The organism is Natrononativus amylolyticus, from assembly GCF_024362525.1.
GTDB classification, from domain to species: domain Archaea; phylum Halobacteriota; class Halobacteria; order Halobacteriales; family Natrialbaceae; genus Natrononativus; species Natrononativus amylolyticus.
In genome coordinates this window covers 392,752-414,059 of record NZ_CP101458.1, presented here as the reverse complement: position 1 = coordinate 414,059, position 21,308 = coordinate 392,752, and the positions used below count along the sequence as shown (strand labels likewise).

Here is a 21,308-nt window from a genome sequence, read left to right as displayed (position 1 = left end):
TTCGAACCGGTCACTTCGATCACTGCATCCGATATGACGGATCGGTAACTGTATGGGTTGGGAGAATGATGTGAGATCGTGCACCCCGTCGTACGCGGGATGGTCGTCCCGTTCTTCGCGTTCCTGTTCCCGATGGTCTGGTACGCCAATCGGAACCTCACGAGCGACGTACTCCCGCCTCGCCTCGAGCCCTCCCCCGAACTGATCCTGGGCGCACTCGGCGCCGGGGTGGCAGTCGCCCTCGTCCTCGGCGTCTCCCTCTCGGCGCTGCACCGTCGCTTCCTTGCTACCCGCCCGAACCGCCTGCGCCGGTGGGTGTTCGAGCCGGACGACCGGACACTCGCCGTCTTCGCCGTCGAAGCGGCGCTGCTCGCACTCTGGGCGCTTCCCGCCCTCGCAGACCTCGGTCCGGACCTCCTCCAGTCCGTTCTGACGCCGCTCGCGGTGCTCTTCGGTCTGCCGGTCTTGCTCCTCCTGCCGGTGACAATCGAGGCGTCTCCCGGCGCCCACATCGTCTTCGTCCTGACGCTGATGGCCGTTCCCGTCTGGATGATTACCCTCGCCTCGCTCGGGGTCGGCCGCCTCGAGGGAGCGCTCACCTGAACCGCAGGAACTGCCGGTCGTCCGAGCGCCCCCCGCTGGCGGGATAGACCACGAGGAAGTTCCCGTCCGTGAGTCCCGAAATCCGCTTGGGGAACGTCTGGAGCGCCGGCTGCCAGCCGACCGCGTCCCGGCGGGCGCTCATCGCCACGACGAGATCCGTTCTCGCCACCGATCCGTCCAGTTCCTCGACGACGGCGTCGTAGGACGGGGCACCCTCGAACGTCGCGGGAACCTCGAGACCGACGTCCGCGAACCGTCGCTCGTAGGCTTCGGGATCGCCGTCGACGACGACGATACGAATCGAGGCGCCGACCTGCTCGGCCACGCCCTCGATCGTGTGGACAGCCTCGGCGAAGCCCTCGTTGTGCGCTATCGCCGGCGGAAGGACGAGAACTATCCGTTCCGTCGTGTTCAGGGGTTCACGAACGCGGGCGACGAGCACAAGCTGCCTGGTCCGGGTGAGCACCCGGTCGATCACGTCGCCGAACACTCGCTGGCGTCGCGACGCGGCCCCGTCCCAGCCGATGATCAGCGTCGTGATCCGGTTCTCGAGGACCGCCCGGACGATTCCCGAGGCGACGTTCTGCTCGATCCGCGTCTGTGACCGGACGGGGACGTCGGCGCCGGCGGTGTACGCCTCCGTCTCCGCGAGGTCGGCTTCGATCGCCGCGAGTTCGGCCTCCGTGTCGGCCGCGGGTCGGGCGACGGTCAGGGTGTACAGGGGCTCGAGCGAGCGCTCCTCGCGGACGAGCAATCCGAGGTCGAGCAGCCGTTCGCGGTACTCCGAGTGCCGGGAGAACGGGATCAGGACGCGCTGAGGGACGTCGCTCGGATCGTACGCCTGGCGGTCGCGGGTCCGCGCGAGCGCCCGCCCCGCGCGGTCTACGACGCTGGGGCTGAGGACACTCGCCACGAGGATGAGGACGATGACGGCGTTGAGCATGGCCTCGCCGAACAGCTCCGCCTCGAAGCCGATCAGGACGATCGCGAGCGCGGCGGCGGCCTGGCCCAGCGAGAGGCCGAACATCGTCACGGCTTGATCGTGCGAGTAGTCGTACAGCTCGGCGGTGAGCCACGCCGCGACGTACTTCGTGATCACGACGAGGACGACGAACGCCGTCGCGATAGCGAGCACCTCGAGGCCCGCCGTCAGGACGCGGACGTCGACGAGCATCCCGACCGAGAGCAGGAAGAAGGGGATGAACAGCGCGTTGCCGACGAACTCGATGCGATTCATCAGCGGCCCGCTCCGGGGGACGAGGCGGTTGAGAACGAGTCCCGCGAGAAACGCTCCGATGATGGGTTCGACGCGGGCGACCTCCGCGAGGTAGGCGCAGACGAACAGCACGGCCATCACGAACAGGAAATCGAAGTAGCTCTCCTCGTCGACGGCCCGAAAGAACCAGCGGCCGATCCGGGGAACGACGAGCCAGACGCCGGCGAAGAACAGGGCCAGTCCGCCGAACAGCTCGAGCCAGAACCGGCCGCCGATGTCGCCGCCGTCGGCGGCGATCACCACCGCGAGGACGAGCAACGCGAGCGTGTCGGTGACGATCGTGCCGCCGACCGTGACGGTGACGCTCTCGTCGTCTCTGATCCCCAACGAGTTCACGACCGGATACGCTAAGAGCGTGTGTGAGGCGAAGATCGCCGCGAACAGCAGCGCCGCCGGAAGCGAAAGTCCGAGCACCGCCGTCCCGACGACGGTACCGACGGCCTGCGGAACGACGAACGAGAGGAGCCCGAAAACGAGGCTCCGATTCCGGTACTCGAGAAACCGGTTCAGGTTGATCTCGAGACCCGCGACGAACATCAGGTAGACCAGTCCGACTTCGCCCAGGAGGACGATGGTCGCGTCGCGCTCGAGGACGGCGAACCCGTTGGGGCCGACAGCCGCACCGACGAGAAGGACGCCGACGATACCGGGGAGCCGATAGCGCTGGAAGAGCAGCGGCGCCGTCAGAAAGACGATCATCGCCAGCCCGAAGATGAGGATCGGATCCTCGACGGGCAGTCCGACGGCTACCGCCGGAGAGGTGTCGCCCCCGTCAGCCACCGCGATCCGGCGGGCCATCGAGCGCATCGATCAGCCATCCTGGCGTGCGTCCGTCATCCGGATCGCTCCGCGTTCCGGACGACGTACACGTCGGACTGGGGGTCGTTCGCCACGGGGCCGCCGATGCTCGAGTCCGGCGCGACGACCGAGCCCGCGTTCTCGGTGCCGACGAAGACAACCGCGGCGACGCGCTTGATTTCGCGAACGGCGGTTGTCCGCGGCGTGACAGTCGGCTCCGCCGAGTCGACGACCGACGAGCGAAACGCCGCCGCCGGCGCGATCTCGGCGACTCGCTTGCGCGTTCGCTCCTGGACTCGGTCGTGATCGAACCGCTCGTCCTCGAGGAGCCAGCCGCAGTCGCGCGCGTACGTCCGATGCGTCCGGAGCGACCACGGCCGTTCCCGTCGCTTCGCCGTACGTCGTGGCTCGCTCGAGGGCGGTGCCGGCAAGCGCCGATCCGTCGAACGGGACGAGAAACGTCATGCAGTCGTCTGCACCGAGAACGATGGTAAAAGTTCGGCTTCCGAACGGTTCGTGAGAGACGATGGTGGCCGTCCCTACCCCTCACTCTCGCCGTTCTCGCCCGAACCCCCGACGACGAGCACGGGAATCGAGGATAGCCGAACGAGTGCGTCTGCGGTGCTCCCGAGGAGCGCACGTCTGAACGACGATCGTCCGCGCGCCCCGACGACGAGCATCGACACCCCTCGCTGGTCGGCGTACGCCAGAAGCTCCTCGTGGGGAACCCCCGTCCGAACGGCGGTTTCGGTCGACACGCCGGCATCGCTCGCCGTCCCGGCGGCCGCCGTCAGCGCCGTATCGGCGCGCTCGTGCAGTCGCCGCGTGGCCTCCGCTGGCTCGACGATGTCGGTGTCGTACGCCGTTCGCGTTTCGACGACGGCGACTACGTGCAGCGGAATCTCGAGGTGGCTCGCGAGTTCGATCGCGTGGGCGGTCGCTTCGGCGGCGGTCGCGCTTCCGTCGGTTCCGACGAGGAGGGACCGATACATACCCTGGATACGCGGCCGGGATAGAAAGCCCGTCCGTCGGGCGGAGGTCGGCGGCGACGGTCGGTCGACAGCGTCGGCCGGCGGGGGTGGTGACTCCCGGACGCTTCAACCGGTTACTTCAGACGTTCCTGCAAGAACGAGGGGTGAGCGGCAGTGACGCCATGGATTTCGAGAATCTCGTCCGAGATGATCTCGCCGAGGGCGTCGCCGTTCTCGGCGCGGACCTCGGCCATCAGCATGTGGTCGCCGCTCGAGCTGTACAGCGCCTCGACCTCCTCTAAGTCCTTGAGCGCCTTCGTCGCCTCGACGTAGCGCTCGCTGGCGACGTCGATCCCGACGAGCGCGATGGTCTGACTCGAGAGCTTCTTCGGATCGACGTCGGCGGAGTAGCCGACGATGACGCCGTCGTCCTCGAGCTGTTTGATGTACTTCCTGACCGTCGGCTTGGAGACGTCGGCCCGCGTCGCGATCTCCGCGTACGAGGCCTGAGCATCCTCCTCTAACACCTCGAGGATGCGATCCTCCGTCGACTGACTGCTCATGACGGTATCTCTTTCCCCGCCGGGAAAATATCTTTTGTATTCGAAAACGACCGGTACTGGTTCGCCAGCCGATACGTCCGCGGGGTCGCTACACGTGATCGTCGGACTTATTCTCCCGCTGTCCCCACTCTCGGCCGATGGTCGACTACTCCCTCGTCAGCGGCGGGGTCTGGCTGGTTTGTGGCCTCGCGATCTGCTATCTCGGCTACCTCATCGCGATCCGAGGGCGGGTCGATCTCCACTCGAACTACGACGAGTCGGTCGACGATCGCTACGTCGCCCGCTGGGCCGGCGGAACCGCCCTCCTGATGGGTGGCATCGTCATCGCGTACGCGGTCCGGGAGATGCTGTTCGGCTGGCACCCGACCGCCCTCGGCGCGCTCATCGTCACCCTGTTCGTGCTGGCGTACCTCTCGAAGCTCTTCGCTCGAGGGTGGCCCGTCCACTCGAGCTTTCGGCAGAAACGCGAGGGCAACGAGGACGCCTGAGTCAGGTCGACCGTCCGGGCCGTGGCCCGGACGAACAGGTAGACGTCGACGGAAGGATGAACCGGCCAGAGCCCGGTCATCGGCGCGAGGAGTATCGTGAGGGACGAACACCAGCGGCGGAGCGGTCGACTCGTACCGTGTATCTCGTCCTGTTGATGACGATAGCAGCGCTATCCTCCCCTCCCCCAATGGAAAATGTTAACATGCACCACGGCCTACTTCAGAAGAGCGTTCCTCGGTACCGGCGGGCGGATACTGTGCACTGCACCGACGCACGCTCTTAGAAATTCGAGGTTCAGCCATGGGAACAGGATCACCACCGGACACGGGCGAGGAGACGAGAATCCACCGGGCCGTTTCGAACGATGGCACCCAGATAGCCGGCCGCGTACACGGGAACGGGCTACCGCTCGTGCTCGTTCACGCCGGTCTGGGCGACGGCGTGCTCGACTGGGGCGCCGCGGCGCCGTTCCTCAGCGACCGATTCACCTGCTACCTGATGAGCACGCGCGGCCGGGGGTCGAGCGACGATCACCCGACCCAGTCGGTTGCGCGCTGCGTGGAGGACGTCACGGCGTTCGTAGAGAGCATCGGCGAACCGGTGGGACTGGCGGGAGGGTCGGGAGGAGCCCTCTTCGCACTCGGTGCCGCAGCGCGCAGCGAGGCGGTCGCCGCCGTCGCAGCCTGCGATCCGCTCGCGTTCGAGACGCTCAGCGAAGAGGACGAGGCGCGCTTACACGATGCGGTCGAACGCATGGCCGAGTTGGCCGCGGCGGACGAGCTGGTCGAAGCGGCGCGGGACTGGATGACGGAGTGGACCACCGACCGCGAAATGGCCGCACTGTCGGAATCCGGCTACCTCGAGGCCTGCGCAACGTACGTGCCGGTCCTGCTCCAGCTACTCGATCAGACCGACGATCTCAGCCCAACCGACCCATCGACGCTCCAGCAGATTACGGCGCCGGTCTTGATCCTGTACGGCTCACAATCGGACGCGACCTGGCCATGGTTCACTGAGAGCATGCGCTATATCGATGAACACGTTGCAGACACCGTCGTACGAGAGATCGACGGGGCCGGACACATGGGTGCCTGGGTAGAGCCCGAGGCCTACGCCGACGAGATCGTCGAGTTCTTCGATGAGAGACTCTCGTAGATCCGCCCACCCGCCTACGACTCGAGCACCCGTCGGGGCCGGTCAAGTGAATGAATCCGACCGCTCGAGGAAACCGAAACCAGCCGCTCTCGAGCCCCTGCACCGATAAAATCGAATCGAGATCCGGCGGCGGTTACTTGTGACGCTCGAGCAGGTCGTAGCTGCGCTCCCACTCGTAGTCGTCGTCGAAGTAGCGCTCCGCCAGCGGCTCCTCGGGCATCTCGCCCAGTTCCTTCTTCTGTTCCTGGTAGGACGGGCGCTCGTCGACGAAGTACCGGCCGGTGAGGACGGTGCCCTCGTGGAGGGCGTTCTCCGTCTCGAACATCATCTCCTGGGCCTCCTGGCGGTCGTGGACGTCGAAGTCGTAGTCGTCGGACTCCTGGACGTCGACGTAGGGGACGTACTGGCGGGCGTCTTTGTTCCAGGTCGGACACTGGGTCAGGAAGTCGATGTGGGCGAAGCCGTCGTGCTCGATGGCCTCCTTGATGATCTCCTTGGCCTGGTTCGGGTTCACCGCCGCGGTGCGGGCGATGTAGGTCGCACCCGACGTCAGCGCGAGCGAGAGCGGCCGGATCGGCGACTTGGCGTTGCCGTGGGGCGTCGTCTTCGACTTGTGGCCCTTCGGGCTCGTCGGCGAGGTCTGGCCCTTCGTCAGGCCGAAGACCTCGTTGTTGAACACGATGTAGGTGATGTCGTGGTTCTCCCGAGCCGTGTGCATGAAGTGGTTGCCACCGATGCCGTAGCCGTCGCCGTCGCCGCCCGCGGCGATGACTTCGAGGCCGTCGTTGGCGAGTTTGGCGGCGCGGGCCACGGGCAGCGAGCGGCCGTGGATCGTGTGGAAGCCGTACGTCTCGAGGTAGCTGTTCAGCTTGCCCGAACAGCCGATCCCGGTGACGGTGAGCACCTCGTCGGGCGTCTTGCCGATCTCCGGGAGGGCCTGCTTCAGCGCCTTTAAGACGCCGAAGTCACCACAGCCCGGACACCAGGTCGGCTGGGGCTCGAGACCGGGCGTGAACTCGTCACGGTCGATCTCGCGTTCTTCTCCGATTGCGTTGAATGCACTCATGATTAGTCACCTGCTGCGGGTTCGATGCGAACCTGTGCGCTCGGTTCCTCGTCCGAGCCGTTGACGTTCAGTTCGTAGCCCTCGACGATCTCCGCCGGTTCGAACGGGTTGCCGTTGTACTTGAGCAGACTCGTGAGCTTGTCGCCGTAGCGACCGAGTTCCTTCTGGATCAGGCCGCGGAACTGGGCGGTGGCGTTCATCTCGACGACCATCGCCTGGTCGACGCTCTCGATGAACTCGACCATCTCGCTCTCGGGGAACGGCATCATGTCGGAGACGCCGATGCCCTTTACCGCGTGTCCTTGCTCGTTCAGGCGCTCGACGGCCTCGACGACGACACCCTGAGAGGAGCCCCAGGTGATGATGCCGAAGTCGGCCGTCTCGTCGCCGAAGTAGGTCTGGTTCGACTCGTGTTCGTCGTCGAGTTCCTCGCGGATCGACTCGAGCTTCTGGATCCGCCGTTCCATCTGGAAGACCCGGTTGTCGGGGTCCTCGCTGATGTGGCCGGCGGGGGTGTGTTCGTTACCCGTCGCGAGGTAGCGACCGCCCTGCTGACCCGGCAGCGAGCGCGGGCTGACGTGGTTGTCGCCGTCGGGCTCGTGCTGGAAGCGGTGGAACTTCCCGGAGGCGTCGTGGGCGGCCTCCGCGAGCTCCTCTTCAGTCAGGGTCGAGCCCAGATCCGGCGCGGGCTCGCGGTCGAAGAAGCTTACGTCGACGTTCGTGTTCTCGCCGGAGAGCTTCTGGTCGTATATGATGATCGAGGGGATCTGGTACTCGTAGGCGATGTGGAACGCCAGTCGGGTCTGCTCGTAGGCCTCCTCGACGTTCCCCGGCGCGAAGACGACCCGCGAGGAGTCGCCCTGGCTCGTGTAGAGGGTGAACTCGAGGTCGCCCTGCTCGGGTTTCGTCGGCATCCCCGTCGAGGGACCGGCGCGCATCGACTCGAGCAACACGATCGGCGTCTCGGTCATCTCCGCCAGACCGAGCGGTTCGCTCATCAGCGCGAAACCGCCGCCGGAGGAGCCGGACATGGCCTTCGCGCCGGCGTGGCTCGCACCCACCGCGAGCGCGGCCGCAGCGATCTCGTCCTCGACCTGCTCGGAGATTCCGCCGATCTCGGGCAGGTTCTGGGACATGATCGTGAACACGTCGGTCCACGGGGTCATCGGGTAGCCGGCGATGAAGCGACAGCCGGCGTCGAGGGCGCCGTAGGCGATCGCGTTCGACCCCGACAGCAGCGCCTGCTCGTCGTCGTGTTCGCCCGTCGGCACGCGCAGGTCGTGCTCGAAGTCGTACTCCTCGGCGACCGTGTCGTGGGCCTCGTGAAGGATGTCCAGGTTCGCCTCGAGGACGTCCCCGGACATGGCGTCTTCCATCAGATCCTCGATGTGAGCGAGGTCCATCTCGAGCAGCGCCGCGGTCGCGCCCACGCCCGCGGTGTTGCGCATGACCTCGCGGCCGTGTTCTTTGGCGAGCGAGCGCAGGTCGAGCGGGAAGACGTGCCAGTCGTTCTCCTCGGCGCGCTCCTCGAGGTCGAGCTCTGCGACGTCCTCCTCGCCGAGCAGCCCCTCGTCGTAGACGATGATGCCGCCCTCGCGGAGTTCGTCTAAGTTCTCCGAGAGCGGCTTGATCTCCTCGTTGCCGTAGTAGGCTTCTTCCTTCGGGTTCCGGGCGAAGGAATCGCCCAGCGCGAGGAGGAAGTTGTAGCCGTCGCCCCGTGACTGTACCTCGTGCCCTGCTGCGCGGATCTCGACGTAGGTGTGGCCGCCGCGAATCCGTGACGGATAGTGGCGGTGAGTAAAGACGTCCAGCCCCGAGCGCATCAGCGCTTTCGCGAAGTTCTGGCTCGTCGAGTCGATCCCGTCTCCGGAACCGCCTGCGATTCGCCAGATAAGTTCATCGTCGCTCATAGGTAGGGTGTGGCCCTGGTAGGCCAGCGGTATCCGGAATTTTGCCCCACCGAACCTAAAGCCTTTGCTATAGATTACCAAGAATCTTTCGTGAAGGATGAACGTCCTTGCGCCGTCGAACGTCTCCGCTGGCGAACATGCATAGAAAATTGATTGGAAATTGTACACCGCGGTACGCACGATCCCCGTCAGGGGCCGGCGTCGACGCTACTCGTTGGCCGGGTTACTCGGGTGGTAGTCGGTGTCGTACTCACCGGGGTTTCCGTCGACGCGATCGGGGTTGAGCCGCCCGGAGAGCAGGGTGAAGTCGACGAGGGTGAGCGCCAGCATCGCCTCGACGACGGGAACGCCCCGCGGCGGCAACACCGGGTCGTGGCGGCCGATCACCTGCGCGTCGTCGACGACCTCGCCGGTCTCCCAGTCGACGGTTTGCTGTTCTTTCGGGATCGACGTCGGCGCGTGGAGGGTGACCTCGCCGTAGATCGGCTCGCCGGAGCTGATGCCGCCCTGGATGCCGCCGTGGTCGTTCTCGACGGGTTTCGGCTCGCCGTCCGGGCCGAACTCCCAGTCGTCGTTTCGCTCCTTGCCGGTCCACTCGGCGGCCTCGCGCCCGAGGCCGAACTCGAACGCCGTCGTCGCGGGAACCGCCATCATCGCCTGGCCGAGGCGGGCCGAGAGCGAGTCGAATCGGGGCGCACCCAGTCCCACGGGCACCCCGCGGGCCTCGAAGTAGATGCTGCCGCCGATGGAGTCACCTTCCTCCTGGTACTCCGCGATCAGCTCCTGCATCCGCTCGGCGGTGTCGGGGTGGGCACACCGGACGTCGTTCTCCTCGCTGTACTCGAGTATCTCCTCGAAGCTCACCTCGGGGGCGCAGACGTCGCCGATCTGGTTGACGTGCGCTTTGAGGTCGACGCCCTGGAGGGCGAGCAACTTCTTCGCGATGGCCCCCGCAGCGACCCAGTTGACCGTCTCGCGGGCCGACGAGCGGCCGCCGCCGCCCCAGTTTCGTGTGCCGAACTTCGCGGAGTAGGTGAAGTCGCCGTGGCTCGGCCGCGGCGCGGTGATGAAGGGTTCGTACTTGCCCGAGCGGGCGTCCTTGTTCTCGATGACCATTCCGATCGGCGTTCCCGTCGTGTAGCCGTCCTGGACGCCGGACTTGATCGAGACCGAGTCCGGCTCGCCGCGGCTGGTCGTGATCATCGACTGGCCGGGCTTGCGCCGGTCGAGATCGGCCTGGATATCGTCTTCCGTGAGCTCGAGACCGGCGGGACACCCCGAGACGGTACAGCCCATCGCCTCGCCGTGGCTCTCGCCGAACGTGGTCACCTGGAAGAGGCGACCGAAGCGGTTGCCGTTCATTGGCTGCCCCTCGGAGACGCGCACACTTATGGGTGCAGGATCGGTGCAAAATCAGGCGCGAACCCGTCGCCTCGCGCCGACGTTTACGGCCGCGGCGGGGCTCAGTCGTGACGCTCGAGCGATCCCCCCACTCCCTCGAGGACGTCGAAGAAGTCGGGAAACGAGACGTCGACGTGGTCCGCCCCCCGGATCGTCGTCTCCCCGTCGGCGACGAGCCCCGCGACGGCGAGTGACATGACGATCCGGTGGTCCCCGCGGCCGTCGACCGTCGCGCCCGAAAGCGTCGACTCGCCGCCGTGGACCGTCAGACTGTCGCGTTCCTCCGTCGTCTCGACGCCCAGCGTTCCGAGCTCCTCCGCCATCGCGCGCACGCGATCGGTCTCCTTGTAGCGAACGTGTTCGGCGTTCGTGATCCGCGTCTCACCGTCGGCCACCGCGCCGAGGACGGCGATCGTCGGCAGCAGGTCCGGCGTGTCCTCGACTGAGACCTCGATGCCCTCGAGATCGCTCCGGGAAACCGAGACGACGCCCGCCTCCCGGTCCCACTCGACGTCGGCGCCCATCCGCTCGAGCACCTCGAGGATGGCGCTGTCGCCCTGTGCGCTGGGGTAGGCGCCCTCGATCCGCACCGCCTCGCCGTCTGTGGCCGCGACGGCGCCCATCGCCGCGAGGTACGAGATCGACGAGAAGTCGCCGGGGACGCGGTACTCGCCGCCGACCGGATCGTACCGCTGGCCGCCCGCGACCGCGAAGCCGGACTCGGTTCGGCGAGCCTCGACGCCGAACGCCGCGAGCACTTCGAGGGTGATGTCGACGTAGGGCGCCGATTTGAGCGCCGTCTCGAGGGCGATCTCGAGGCCCTCCTCGGTCACCGCGCCGGCCATCAACAGCGCCGTGACGTACTGCGAGGAGACGTCGCCCGGGATCGACACCGTACCGCCCTCGATCGGACCGGTGACGACCAGCGGCGCCTGACCGTTCCCCCGGGTGCTCCGGGCCCGGCCGCCGAGATCGGCGATCGCCTCGAGCAGCGGGCCCTGCGGGCGCGAGCGAAGCGAGTCGTCACCGGTGAGCACGGTCGTCCCGTCAGCCAGCGCGGCCGTCGCGGTGACCAGCCGCATCGTCGTCCCGCTGTTGGCGCAGTCGATGACGTCCACCGGGACCGACGGCCGACCGTCGAAGCCGTCGATCTCGAGGCGGTCGTCGATTCGGGAGACGTCGCCGCCGAACAGGTCGACGGCGCGGGCGGTCGCGCGCGTATCGGCGCTCCAGAGCGGGTCGTGAACGGTCGCACCGGGGGCGTACCCCGACGCGAGGATCGCCCGGTGTGTGTAGCTCTTCGACGGCGGCGCGCGGACCGCCCCGCGGACGCTCGACGGCGAGATCGTAACGTGCATGCTCGGGGTGTGGGTCGGCCACCCTATACCGCTACCGATGGTGGTCAATCGTACCTCGTTCCGCAATCCTCGTAATTATGTAGCCGCCATGCACAGACCCGTTCATGAACGTCGATCTCTCATCGCTTCGCGACGCGATCGCCGAAAACGGCGTTGACGGCTATCTCATCGACGACGACGCCTCGGATTCGGACCAGCGGTACGTCTCCGGTTTCGCCGCCCCCGACGCCTACCAGACGCTCGTCACCGACGACGGCGTCCACCTGCTGGTATCCGGCCTCGAGTACGGTCGGGCCGAAAAGGAGGCCAGCGCGGACTCGGTGACGCGCACGTCGACGTACGACCTGCCGTCGCTGCAAGCCGAGTACGGCGCCTACGAGGGGAAAGCTCGCGGACTCGCGGCGTTCCTCGACGACCACGACGTCGGATCCGTTGCGGTACCGCGGAACTTTCCGACCGGAACGGCCGACGGCCTCCGCGAGCAGGGTCTCGAGGTCACCGTCGAGACCGAGGGCGTCGTCGCCGATATCCGCTCGATCAAGACCGCCGAGGAGATCGAGTACGTCAGGGAGACGCAGGCGGCGAACGAGGCGGCGATGGCCGTCGCCGAGGACATGCTCGCGCGGGCGGAGATCGACGACGGCGTGCTGGTCCTCGACGGGGAGGTGGTGACCAGCGAGCGCGTCACGGAGGCGATCGAGCTCACGCTGTTGCGCCACGGCTGCGCGCTCGACGAGACGATCGTCGCCGGCGGCGAGCAGGGCGCAGACCCCCACGACCGCGGCAGCGGGCCGCTCGAGGCTGACTCGCCGATCGTGATCGACATCTTCCCGCGGGACAAGGAGACGAAGTACTACGGGGACATGACCCGGACGTTCGTCCGCGGAGAACCGAGCGAGGAGGTCCGCCGGCGCTACGACGTCACCCGCGAGGCGTTCGAAGCCGCCCTCCGGACGGTCGAGGCCGGTGTCACCGGTGCAGACGTCCACGACGCGGCCTGCGACGTGATCGAGGAGGCCGGCTACGAGACGTTGCGGAGCGACCCGGCAACGGAGACGGGATTCATCCACAGCACCGGCCACGGCGTCGGGCTGGACATCCACGAGCAGCCGAGTATCTCCCCGCGCGGCGACGAACTCGAGGCGGGCCACGTGATCACGATCGAGCCGGGAATTTACGATCCCGCGGTCGGCGGCGTCCGAATCGAAGACCTCGTCGCCGTCACCGAGAACGGGTACGAGAACCTGACGGAGTACCCCGTCTCGATCACCCCTTCGCCGGCCGACGAGTGAGGTATCGCTGGCGTTTTCGGCCAGAAGTATATAAATACCATTAAATATAATACATACACATTATGCTGGCGAAGACCATCGTATTATATATTGGAACGGATCGTGTGGGGTGAGGGAGCCCTGAGACCGGATGGAGAAGCGGCGAACCCGAACGCGAGCACACGGACGCCGGGCGAGCGTCGGGTGTGAACAGTAGATTAATAATCCGTAGGCACCCAAGCCATGAGTAACGAATCGAACGGATCGTCCAAACGGACGCCCACACCGTCGGAATGAATACGTCTGAGCTACTACGCGATCACCTCGAAGACGCTTCGAACGTGCTCGTTTTGGCCCCGCTGACGCCCACCGGAAGCCACAGCTTCATCGAGCTCGTTTCGGCGACGCCGCCCGAGGAGATGAACCTGCTCGCGGTGACGTACACGCAGCCGCCACACCTGTGGGTCGAAGACTGGCGATCGAAGGCGGGCGAGCTTCCCGCCGGTCTCTCGTTTATCCACGCCGGACAGATGCAGTCGTCCGTCGAGGAACTCGAGGAGAACCTCTCCCGGTCGGTCGAAGCGCAAGCGGTCGATCCACGCGATCCGATGGAGATCATCGCGCCCGTCGGCCAGCGGTTCGACGAGTGGGCCAGCACCGACCGGCGAACCGTGCTATCGGTACAGACGCTGACGGTCCTGCTCGAGTACGTCGACTTCGACACCGTCTTCCGCTATCTCCACATCCTCACCCACAAAGTCACGGCGACCGGGGCAACCGGCTACTACCAGGCCGATCCCGACCTCCACGATCAGGAGACGCTGAACACGCTCAAGGTACTGTTCGACGTCGTCGTCGAAATCGAAGACGGCGAGTGGGCCATCTCCTCGCCCGGCGCCAACCCCGAACGCACCCGCGAGACGCCGCCGACGCCGTCGCCTGCTGGCGCCGAGTCGGTCGGGCACGAGTCCGACGCGGGCTCGACGACTACCGATTCGGCCTCGGCGGAAACCGAGAAGGGCACGTCCGCCCTCGAACAGGTCGTCTCCCGCGTCCGGGGACTGTTCACCGGCGACGCGACGGCTGACAGCACCGACGCCGACGCCGACCAGTCCGCAGCCGACGAGTCGAACGCGGCAACCGACGGGATCGACGACGAGATGTTGCTCACCGACGACGAGCGGATTCGTCAGCTCCTTCTCCAGAGCGGCGGCCGGATGAAACAGACCGACATCGTCGCGGAGACCGACTGGTCCCGGTCGTCGGTCAGCAGGAAACTCTCCGCCATGGAAGAGAAGGGGATGATCACCCGCTTCCAGATCGGCCGGGGCAACCTCGTCTTCCTGAGCGGGTACGAGCCCGACGCGGCCGACTCGCCGTACGAGGAAGCGACGAACTGAGCACCGCGACCCGGAGAGTATCAGCGTTCGCTACAGTATGGTTAATAGTACATACGTCGGAGTTTTTTCTATCAGACGAGGAAGTTGGCGGTGAGAAAGTCTGTAGAGCCGTATTTCCACGGTTCTCGATCGACTCTCCGGTGTCAGGACGTATCGCCACAGTGAGAGTATCGAGAAGCGCTCGAGGTCGTGAGGTGTCCACGAGGGTGGGTAGATAGAAGCAATTAAATACCGCGGCATATGATGGACATACTGTTAAATCAGTTCGGCCAGCAGAGCGTCAGTGGTCGAACCGAACCCAGCACGTATGTCAGATCCGACCGTTCTCGTCGTCGACGACGAGCCAGCTATCGCCGATGCCCACGCCCAGTGGCTTTCCGAGGAGTACACTGTAAAAACCGCGTACGACGGAGAGCAGGCGCTCGAACTGATGGACGATTCAATCGACGTCGTGTTGCTCGACCGTCGGATGCCGGGAATCTCCGGCGACGAGGTTCTCGAGACGGTCCGCGAGCGGGGATACGACTGTCGCGTCGCGATGGTCTCTGCGGTCGAGCCGAGCTTCGATATTCTCGAGTTGGGGTACGACACCTACCTCGTCAAGCCGGTTTCGGAGGCCGACCGCCTCCTCGAGACCGTCGAGACGCTGCTTCGTCGGTCGGAGTACGACGACCAGATGCAGGAGCTGCTCGCACTCGCCTCGAAGAAGGGGACGCTCGAGGCGAAGAAGACCCGTTCGGAGCTCGAAGACCACGCGGAGTACCAGCAGCTCAAAAAGCAACTCGACGCCCTGTACGAGAACGTCTCCGACGCGACCGAACAGCTCGACGACGACGACCTGCGTGCGGAGTTCTTCGAACTCAAGAGTTGAGGCCGGCGCCACGGCGCACCGATACGCATATGCACTGTGGAAAAAAATCCACAGTCAATCAGAAGTATGACCGACGAGCGTATCTCGACCGGTACCGACGGCTTGGACGACATTATTCGTGGCGGGCTGATACCCGGCCGGAGCTACCTCATTCGGGGCGACCCCGGCACCGGAAAGTCGATTCTCGGCAGCCAGTACCTCGAAAAGGGGGTCGAAAACGACGAAACCACCCTCTACGTCAACTTAGAAGAGACCGAGACGGATATCAAGCGCAACGCCGCGACCGTCGGAATCGATCTCGAGGGCGTCAACTTTCTGGACCTGAGCCCCGACTCCGACGTCTTCGTCGAGAAGCAGACCTACGACATCTTCGAGCCGAACGAGGTCGAAAAGGAGTCGGTAACCGAGGAGATCACCGAGCGCGTCGAGTCGCTCTCGCCGGATCGGGTTTTCATCGACCCGGTGACGCGGCTTCGACACATCACCTCCGACGAGTTCCAGTTCCGCCAGCAGGTCATCTCGTTCATGCGGTTTCTCAAAGAGAACGGTGCCACCGTCGTCTTCACCTCACAGAACACGGAGTCGACGTCGGACGACGACCTGCAGTTTCTGACCGACGGCACCATCCAGCTCGAGCGAACCCAGTACGGCCGGTCGATCACGATCCCCAAGTTCCGGGGTTCCGGGGTTCGGGGCGGAAAGCACACGCTGCGGATCCGCGACGACGGCGCCTCGGTCTATCCCGAACTGGTGCCGAGTTCGAACGTCCAGGAGGTCCCCGACGAGACGCTCCCGTTCGGCGTTCCCGAGGTCGACGAGATGCTCAACGGCGGGCTGGAGCGGGGAACCGTCACGATCATCAGCGGGCCGACGGGCGTCGGCAAGACGACGACCGGCACGCAGTTCCTCAAGGAGGCCGCCGGCCGGGGCGAGCGGTCGACGATCTACATGTTCGAGGAGACGAAGCGCACGCTCTTCGAGCGGGCCGAGAAGATCAACATGCCGGTCAAGCAGATGGCCGAACAGGGCCGGCTCGGGATCAGGGAGATCGAACCGCTCGACAAGTCCGCCCAGGAGTTCGCACAACTCGTCAGGGAGGACGTCGAGGAGAACGACACGAAGATCGTCATGATCGACGGCATCGACGGCTATCGACTCTCGCTTCGCGGCGCCGACCCCGACCTCGTCCGGAAGCTACACACGCTCGGCCGATACCTGAAAAACGCCGGCGTCACCGTCATCTTCATCGAGGAGGTCGGCGCGGTCACCGGCGAATTCGAGGCGACGAAACGGAACCTGAGCTACCTCGCCGACAACATCCTCATCCTCCGCCACCTCGAGATCAACGGCGAGATGCGCAAGGCGACCGGCGTGTTGAAAAAGCGGACGAGCGACTTCGAGCGCACGCTCCGGGAGTTCGAAATCTCGAGTCACGGCCTCAAAGTCGGCGAGCCGCTGACCGAGCTTCGCGGAATCCTGAGCGGACAGCCGCGGTGGATCGACGACGAGAACACCGGACGCGAAGTCAGTCGATGACCGTGGTACGGGGAACATGACTGATGACGAGAAACACGACATCGGGTGGGTCGAAGTTCGAGACGGGCGTCGGCAGAGTACTCGTCCTGATCGAACACGGGCGCGATCGGACGCTTCTCGTCGACTGGCTGCGTGAGACCTACGGCGGGACGGTCGTCACCTCGAGCGACGCGATCGACGACGGGTTCGATCTGTGCGTCGTCGACGAGCGGTCGTTCGTCCGCCACCGGGATCGGCTGGCCGACCGCAAGTGCCGGGACGCGCCGCGGTTTCTGCCGTACCTCATGCTCGCGTCGGGCGAGGAGACCGAGCGCGTCGCGGCGACCTGGGAGCTGATCGACGAGGTTGCGGTGGTCCCGCTCCAGAAGACGGTGCTGAAGGCCCGGATCGACGGGCTGTTGCGCCGCCGCCAGCTCTCGACGGAGCTGGATCAGCAAAAGCGCCACAGCGAACAGCGCTTTCGGTCGCTGTTCGAAACCGCTCCCGACCCGGTGTTCGTCGTAGACGACGCTGGTCGGATACAGGACGTCAACGACGCGTTCTGCCGGCTGACCAGCCTCTCTCGACCCGAGGCGCTCGGGATGGGCCTCGAGGACTGTGCCGTCTTCCCCTCGGAGACGACGGACGAACTGCTGGCGTCGATGGTCGACGACCGCGCGGAGGGCCAGACGCGGACCGTCCAGTATCACCCCGTCTCCGGCGGCCGGCGGTACGCGGAGGTGAGCACGGCGACCGTCTCGACGGCGGCGGCCGACGACGCCGCGCTGTGTCTCCTCCACGACGTCACCGACCGCGAGCGGCGCGAGCGCGAACTCAAAGAACAGAACAAGCGCCTCGACGAGTTCGCGAGCATGCTCGCTCACGAGCTGCGAAATCCGCTCGGCATCGCCCAGGTGTATCTGAACATGGCGCGTCAGGGCGACGACGACGCCTTCGGACAGGTCGACGACGCGCTCGTCCGGATGGAGGAAATGATCGACGAACTGCTCTCGGTCGCTCGCCGCGGACGCACCACCGGCGAGGTGAAACCGACCGATCTCGAGGAGATCGTCCAGGAGGCCTGGGAGCAGGTGGCGCCGTCGACCGCGACCCTCGAGACGGATGAACTCGATCGAGAAGTGCTGGCGAAACCGGGGCCGCTGACGGAGGTGTTCAAGAACCTGTTCGAGAACGCGATCGAACACGTCGGCCCGGAGGTGACGGTCCGCGTCGGACTCACCGACGGCGGCATCTACGTCGAGGACGACGGGCCCGGGATCGGACCCGACGACCCCGGGGCCGTCTTCGAGTCGGGGTATACGACCGCCGAGAACGGGACCGGTCTCGGGTTGACCATCGTCGACCGGATCATCTCCGCACACGGCTGGGAGGTCGACGCCAGCGATCCCGGGGGCGCCCGCTTTACGATCGACGGCGTCACCTTCGTCGAGCAGAGCAGCGGGTGAGGGCCCCGGCGGCGAGCGGCGCCGGTCCGTGGTATCGAACTCCTTTTGCGACGCGGGCGGATACGTACCGCCAATGGACGTACTGATCGTCGGGGCCGGATCGATGGGTCGGTGGTTCGCGCGCGCGACCGACGCGAGGGCGACGTTCGCCGACGTCGACCCCGACGTCGCCGCCGAGGCCGCAGACGCCGTCGGCGGAGCCGTCGACGCCCTCGAGGGAGACCGGCGCTACGACGCGGTCTGTCTCGCCGTTCCGATGTCCCAGATCGAGACGAGCGTCGAGAGCCACGTCGGGCGCGCGGAACGGGCGGTTCTCGACGTCTCGGGGGTGATGGGGGCGCCGCTGGCCGCGATGGCCGAGGCGGCGCCCGACCTCGAGCGCGCGAGCCTCCACCCGCTGTTCGCCCCCGAGCGGGCCCCCGGAACGGTCGCCGTCGTCCGCGCCCGGTCCGGACCGGTAGTCGAGGGACTCCTCGAGGACATCGAGTCGCGGGGGAACGAACTCCTCGAGACGACCGCCGCCGAACACGACGAGGCGATGGAGACGGTACAGGCGGCGACTCACACCGCCGTTCTGGCGTTCGCGCTGGCGGCCGACCCGGTTCCGGAGGGGTTCGGGACCCCGATCTACGACGAACTGCTCGCACTCGCCGGGCAGGTCACCGGCGGAACCCCCCGGGTGTACGCGGACATCCAGCGGACGTTCGACGGCGCCGAGGACGTTTCGGCGGCGGCGTCGTCGCTCGCGGCGGCCGAGGGCGAGGCGTTCGAGTCGCTGTACAGACGGGCGGGCGAGCAGGTCGCGGCGGCCGCGAGCCGGGGTGACGGCGAGTGACCGACCGCCGGGAGGCCGTCCGCTCGAACGCGAAGTACCTCCGAAACGTGCGCCCGGTCGACCCCGAGGAGATCTGCGAGTACGTCGAGGGGACGCCCCACCCGGCCGTCGTCCGACAGCTCTTACGCGAGGAGGCGGTGTCGCTCGGACTGGTCGAACGCGAGGACGGGACGTTCGTTCCGGCCGGCGACGAGCCGGTGGCGCCGGGTCGGACGCCGGTCGAGGCCCTACCCGACCGCTACGCGAACCGGCTCGAGGAGCTGCTCGCAGACCGGTACGGCCCCTCCTGGTACGAGGACGCCTCCGGCGATCTGCTCCGCTCGGCGATCCGGCGGTTCAAGACGCGTTACTTCGACGGGCGGGCGGTCGAGTACGACGCCGACGTCGCCGCCGGCTACGCGATCTACCACCTGCCGGCGTACTTCGCGGCGGTCCAGTACGCCCTCGAGGACCTCGCCGAGCGGGGGCTGCTCGGCCGGCGGCTGCGCGTCCTCGACGTGGGTGCGGGCGTCGGCGGCCCCGCGCTGGGACTGTTCGAGTACCTCCCGGAAGACGCGCTCGTGGAGTACCACGCGGTCGAGCCGGGGGCCGGCGCCGACGTCCTCGAGGCGCTGCTCGGCGAGGCCGGTCCGAACGTCCACGCGACGGTGCACCGGACGACCGCGGAGGCGTTCGACCCCCACTCCGTCGGGCGCGGCGACGCCAGCGAGGGGTTCGACCTCGTCCTCGCCTGTAACGTCCTGAGCGAACTCGCGGACCCCGAGGCCGTCCTCGAGCGCTACCTCGGGGCGCTCGCGGCCGACGGAACGGTGCTCGCGATGGCGCCGGCGGACAAACAAACCAGCATTCAACTGCGCGAACTCGAGCGCGCCCTCGAGGGTCGGTCGATCCCCGCTTCGCCGGACGAGGAGGCGGAACGGGACGCCCGGTCCGTGACCGTCTACGGCCCGACGGTGCGCCTCTGGCCCGGCGAGACGCCGACGGATCGGGGCTGGTCGTTCGACGTCAGACCGGATCTCGCGGTGCCGTCGTTTCAGCGACGACTCGACGGGGCGGCGACCCACGACGACCACGAGCCGGGCGAGTTCGTCAACGTCGACGTGCAGTTTTCCTACTCGTTGCTCCGCCTCGACGGCGCCCGCTACGTCGACCTCGAACTCGACTCCGGCCGGTGGGCGAAGATGGCCGAGATGGAGGCACACGTCACGAACCGCGTCGACCTGGTCGCCGCCAAACTCAGCCACTCGCTGAGCGGTGACGGCGCGAGCGTCGATCCCGCGCCGGACCGAAACCCGCTGTTCAAGATCAGCGACGGCAGCGAGCGGGTCGACCAGTACGCCGTCTGCACCCGGGAGACGGCGCTCAACCGCCCGCTGCTCGAGGCCGACTACGGCGCCGTGCTCGGCTTCGAGCAGGCGCTGGTGCTCTGGAACGACGACGAGGGGGCGTACAACCTGATCGTCGACGAGGAGACGATCGTCGACCGCCTCGCCTGAGGGGAAGCGGTGACCTTTTCGCACCGGTCTCCCACGGGAGGGTATGGACGAACGCGACGATCTCGAGATCCTCCTGACGAACGACGACGGGATCGAGAGCACCGGCATTCGCGCGCTGTACGAGGCGCTGACGGCGGTCGGCAACGTCACCGTCGTCGCCCCGGCGAACGACCAGAGCGCGGTCGGCCGATCGATCTCCCACGAGGTGGACGTCACCGAACACGAACTCGGCTACGCCATCGGGGGGACGCCCGCCGACTGCGTGGTAGCGGGTCTCGCCGAGCTCGGACCGGTTCCCGACATCGTCGTCTCCGGCTGTAACAAGGGCGCGAACCTCGGGGAGTACGTGCTCGGGCGCTCCGGAACGATCAGCGCGGCGGTCGAGGCGGCGTTCTTCGGCGTTCCCGCGATCGCGGCTTCGCTGTACGTCCCCACCGGCGACCTCGCGTTCCACGAGGTCGAGATGGCCCCCGAGGAGTACGCCGAGGCCGTCCGCGCGACGGCGTTTCTCACCGAACACGCCCTCGAGAGCGGCGTCTTCGAGGAGGCGGCGTACCTCAACGTGAACGCGCCGGTGCCCGGCGACGAGCCCGCCCCGATCACGATCACGCAGCCCTCGCGGCGCTACGAGATGGACGCGGTTCGCAACGGCGACGCCGTCGTCCTCCACGACCGCGTCTGGGAGGAGATGGACCCCGAGGCGATCCCCGATCCCGAGGGGACCGACCGGCGGACGGTCGCCGAGGGGCGGATCAGCGTCTCCCCGCTCACCGCGCCGCACACGACCCACCGCCACGAGGCGCTCGACCGGCTCGTCGACCGCTACCACGACGCCGTCGGCGCGGGTCGCTGAGTGCCGTTCGC

19 protein-coding genes are annotated in these 21,308 nt (G+C 66.8%); 11 read left to right on the top strand and 8 right to left on the bottom strand.

The features are described from left to right. The first annotated feature begins 78 nt into the window (after positions 1-78). Entirely contained in the window at positions 79-603 is a 525-nt protein-coding gene (locus NMQ11_RS02005; RefSeq protein WP_255169716.1) for a hypothetical protein, read from the top strand. Here the strand turns inward: NMQ11_RS02005 and NMQ11_RS02000 are convergent. The 4 genes from NMQ11_RS02000 to lrpA1 form a co-directional block, all read right to left on the bottom strand. Then, the gene (locus tag NMQ11_RS02000) at positions 596-2,677 is read right to left on the bottom strand and encodes a cation:proton antiporter (RefSeq protein WP_255170854.1); all 2,082 of its coding nucleotides are present in this window, start codon (positions 2,675-2,677) and stop codon (positions 596-598) included. The genes NMQ11_RS02005 and NMQ11_RS02000 overlap by 8 nt on opposite strands. 35 nt (positions 2,678-2,712) lie before the next feature. Continuing rightward, positions 2,713-3,108: a hypothetical protein gene (locus tag NMQ11_RS01995; RefSeq protein ID WP_345781459.1), complete on the bottom strand. Its 396-nt coding sequence runs from the start codon at positions 3,106-3,108 to the stop codon at positions 2,713-2,715. Between the two features lie 108 nt (positions 3,109-3,216). Then, the gene (locus tag NMQ11_RS01990; RefSeq protein WP_255169715.1) at positions 3,217-3,669 is read right to left on the bottom strand and encodes a universal stress protein; all 453 of its coding nucleotides are present in this window, start codon (positions 3,667-3,669) and stop codon (positions 3,217-3,219) included. Positions 3,670-3,782: 113 nt separating this feature from the next. Then, positions 3,783-4,211, bottom strand: coding sequence for an HTH-type transcriptional regulator LrpA1 (lrpA1, locus tag NMQ11_RS01985; protein ID WP_255169714.1), 429 nt, complete (start codon positions 4,209-4,211; stop codon positions 3,783-3,785). Positions 4,212-4,348: 137 nt separating this feature from the next. On the opposite strand from lrpA1, the gene NMQ11_RS01980 reads away from it, so the two are divergent. Then, positions 4,349-4,699, top strand: a complete 351-nt coding sequence (locus tag NMQ11_RS01980) for a hypothetical protein (RefSeq protein ID WP_255169713.1) — start codon at positions 4,349-4,351, stop codon at positions 4,697-4,699. 301 nt (positions 4,700-5,000) lie between these two features. Beyond that, positions 5,001-5,855, top strand: coding sequence for an alpha/beta fold hydrolase (locus NMQ11_RS01975; protein WP_255169712.1), 855 nt, complete (start codon positions 5,001-5,003; stop codon positions 5,853-5,855). Positions 5,856-5,988: 133 nt separating this feature from the next. Here NMQ11_RS01975 and NMQ11_RS01970 read toward each other — a convergent pair whose 3' ends face one another. The 4 genes from NMQ11_RS01970 to aroA form a co-directional block, all read right to left on the bottom strand. Then, positions 5,989-6,921: a thiamine pyrophosphate-dependent enzyme gene (locus tag NMQ11_RS01970; RefSeq protein ID WP_255169711.1), complete on the bottom strand. Its 933-nt coding sequence runs from the start codon at positions 6,919-6,921 to the stop codon at positions 5,989-5,991. 2 nt (positions 6,922-6,923) lie between these two features. Further along, entirely contained in the window at positions 6,924-8,831 is a 1,908-nt protein-coding gene (locus NMQ11_RS01965) for a 2-oxoacid:acceptor oxidoreductase subunit alpha (protein ID WP_255169710.1), read from the bottom strand. Between the two features lie 207 nt (positions 8,832-9,038). Continuing rightward, the gene (aroC, locus tag NMQ11_RS01960; RefSeq protein WP_255169708.1) at positions 9,039-10,193 is read right to left on the bottom strand and encodes a chorismate synthase; all 1,155 of its coding nucleotides are present in this window, start codon (positions 10,191-10,193) and stop codon (positions 9,039-9,041) included. A 101-nt stretch (positions 10,194-10,294) separates the two neighbouring features. Further along, positions 10,295-11,590 carry a 3-phosphoshikimate 1-carboxyvinyltransferase gene (gene aroA, locus NMQ11_RS01955; protein ID WP_255169707.1) on the bottom strand — a complete coding sequence of 432 codons (1,296 nt, stop codon included), beginning with the start codon at positions 11,588-11,590 and terminating at the stop codon, positions 10,295-10,297. A gap of 104 nt (positions 11,591-11,694) precedes the next feature. Between aroA and NMQ11_RS01950 the strand changes: the two genes are divergently transcribed. The 8 genes from NMQ11_RS01950 to surE all read left to right on the top strand — a co-directional run bounded on the left by NMQ11_RS01950 (position 11,695) and on the right by surE (position 21,297). After that, complete coding sequence (locus tag NMQ11_RS01950; protein WP_255169706.1) at positions 11,695-12,882, top strand: M24 family metallopeptidase; 1,188 nt, start codon at positions 11,695-11,697, stop codon at positions 12,880-12,882. Between the two features lie 320 nt (positions 12,883-13,202). After that, entirely contained in the window at positions 13,203-14,261 is a 1,059-nt protein-coding gene (locus NMQ11_RS01945) for a helix-turn-helix transcriptional regulator (RefSeq protein WP_255169705.1), read from the top strand. Between the two features lie 307 nt (positions 14,262-14,568). After that, a complete protein-coding gene (locus NMQ11_RS01940) occupies positions 14,569-15,132 on the top strand; it encodes a response regulator (protein WP_255169704.1) in 564 nt (187 codons plus the stop codon). Between the two features lie 66 nt (positions 15,133-15,198). After that, complete coding sequence (locus tag NMQ11_RS01935) at positions 15,199-16,668, top strand: ATPase domain-containing protein (protein WP_255169703.1); 1,470 nt, start codon at positions 15,199-15,201, stop codon at positions 16,666-16,668. A gap of 23 nt (positions 16,669-16,691) precedes the next feature. Continuing rightward, positions 16,692-18,113 carry a two-component system sensor histidine kinase NtrB gene (locus tag NMQ11_RS01930; protein ID WP_255169702.1) on the top strand — a complete coding sequence of 474 codons (1,422 nt, stop codon included), beginning with the start codon at positions 16,692-16,694 and terminating at the stop codon, positions 18,111-18,113. 73 nt (positions 18,114-18,186) lie between these two features. Next, positions 18,187-18,948, top strand: coding sequence for a prephenate dehydrogenase/arogenate dehydrogenase family protein (locus tag NMQ11_RS01925; protein ID WP_255169701.1), 762 nt, complete (start codon positions 18,187-18,189; stop codon positions 18,946-18,948). Next, entirely contained in the window at positions 18,945-20,444 is a 1,500-nt protein-coding gene (locus tag NMQ11_RS01920; RefSeq protein WP_255169700.1) for a small ribosomal subunit Rsm22 family protein, read from the top strand. Before NMQ11_RS01925 ends, NMQ11_RS01920 begins: the two co-directional genes overlap by 4 nt. Before the next feature lie 43 nt (positions 20,445-20,487). Then, positions 20,488-21,297 (top strand): 5'/3'-nucleotidase SurE, encoded by an 810-nt coding sequence (gene surE, locus NMQ11_RS01915; RefSeq protein ID WP_255169699.1) that lies wholly within the window; start codon positions 20,488-20,490, stop codon positions 21,295-21,297. Positions 21,298-21,308 lie beyond the last annotated feature (11 nt).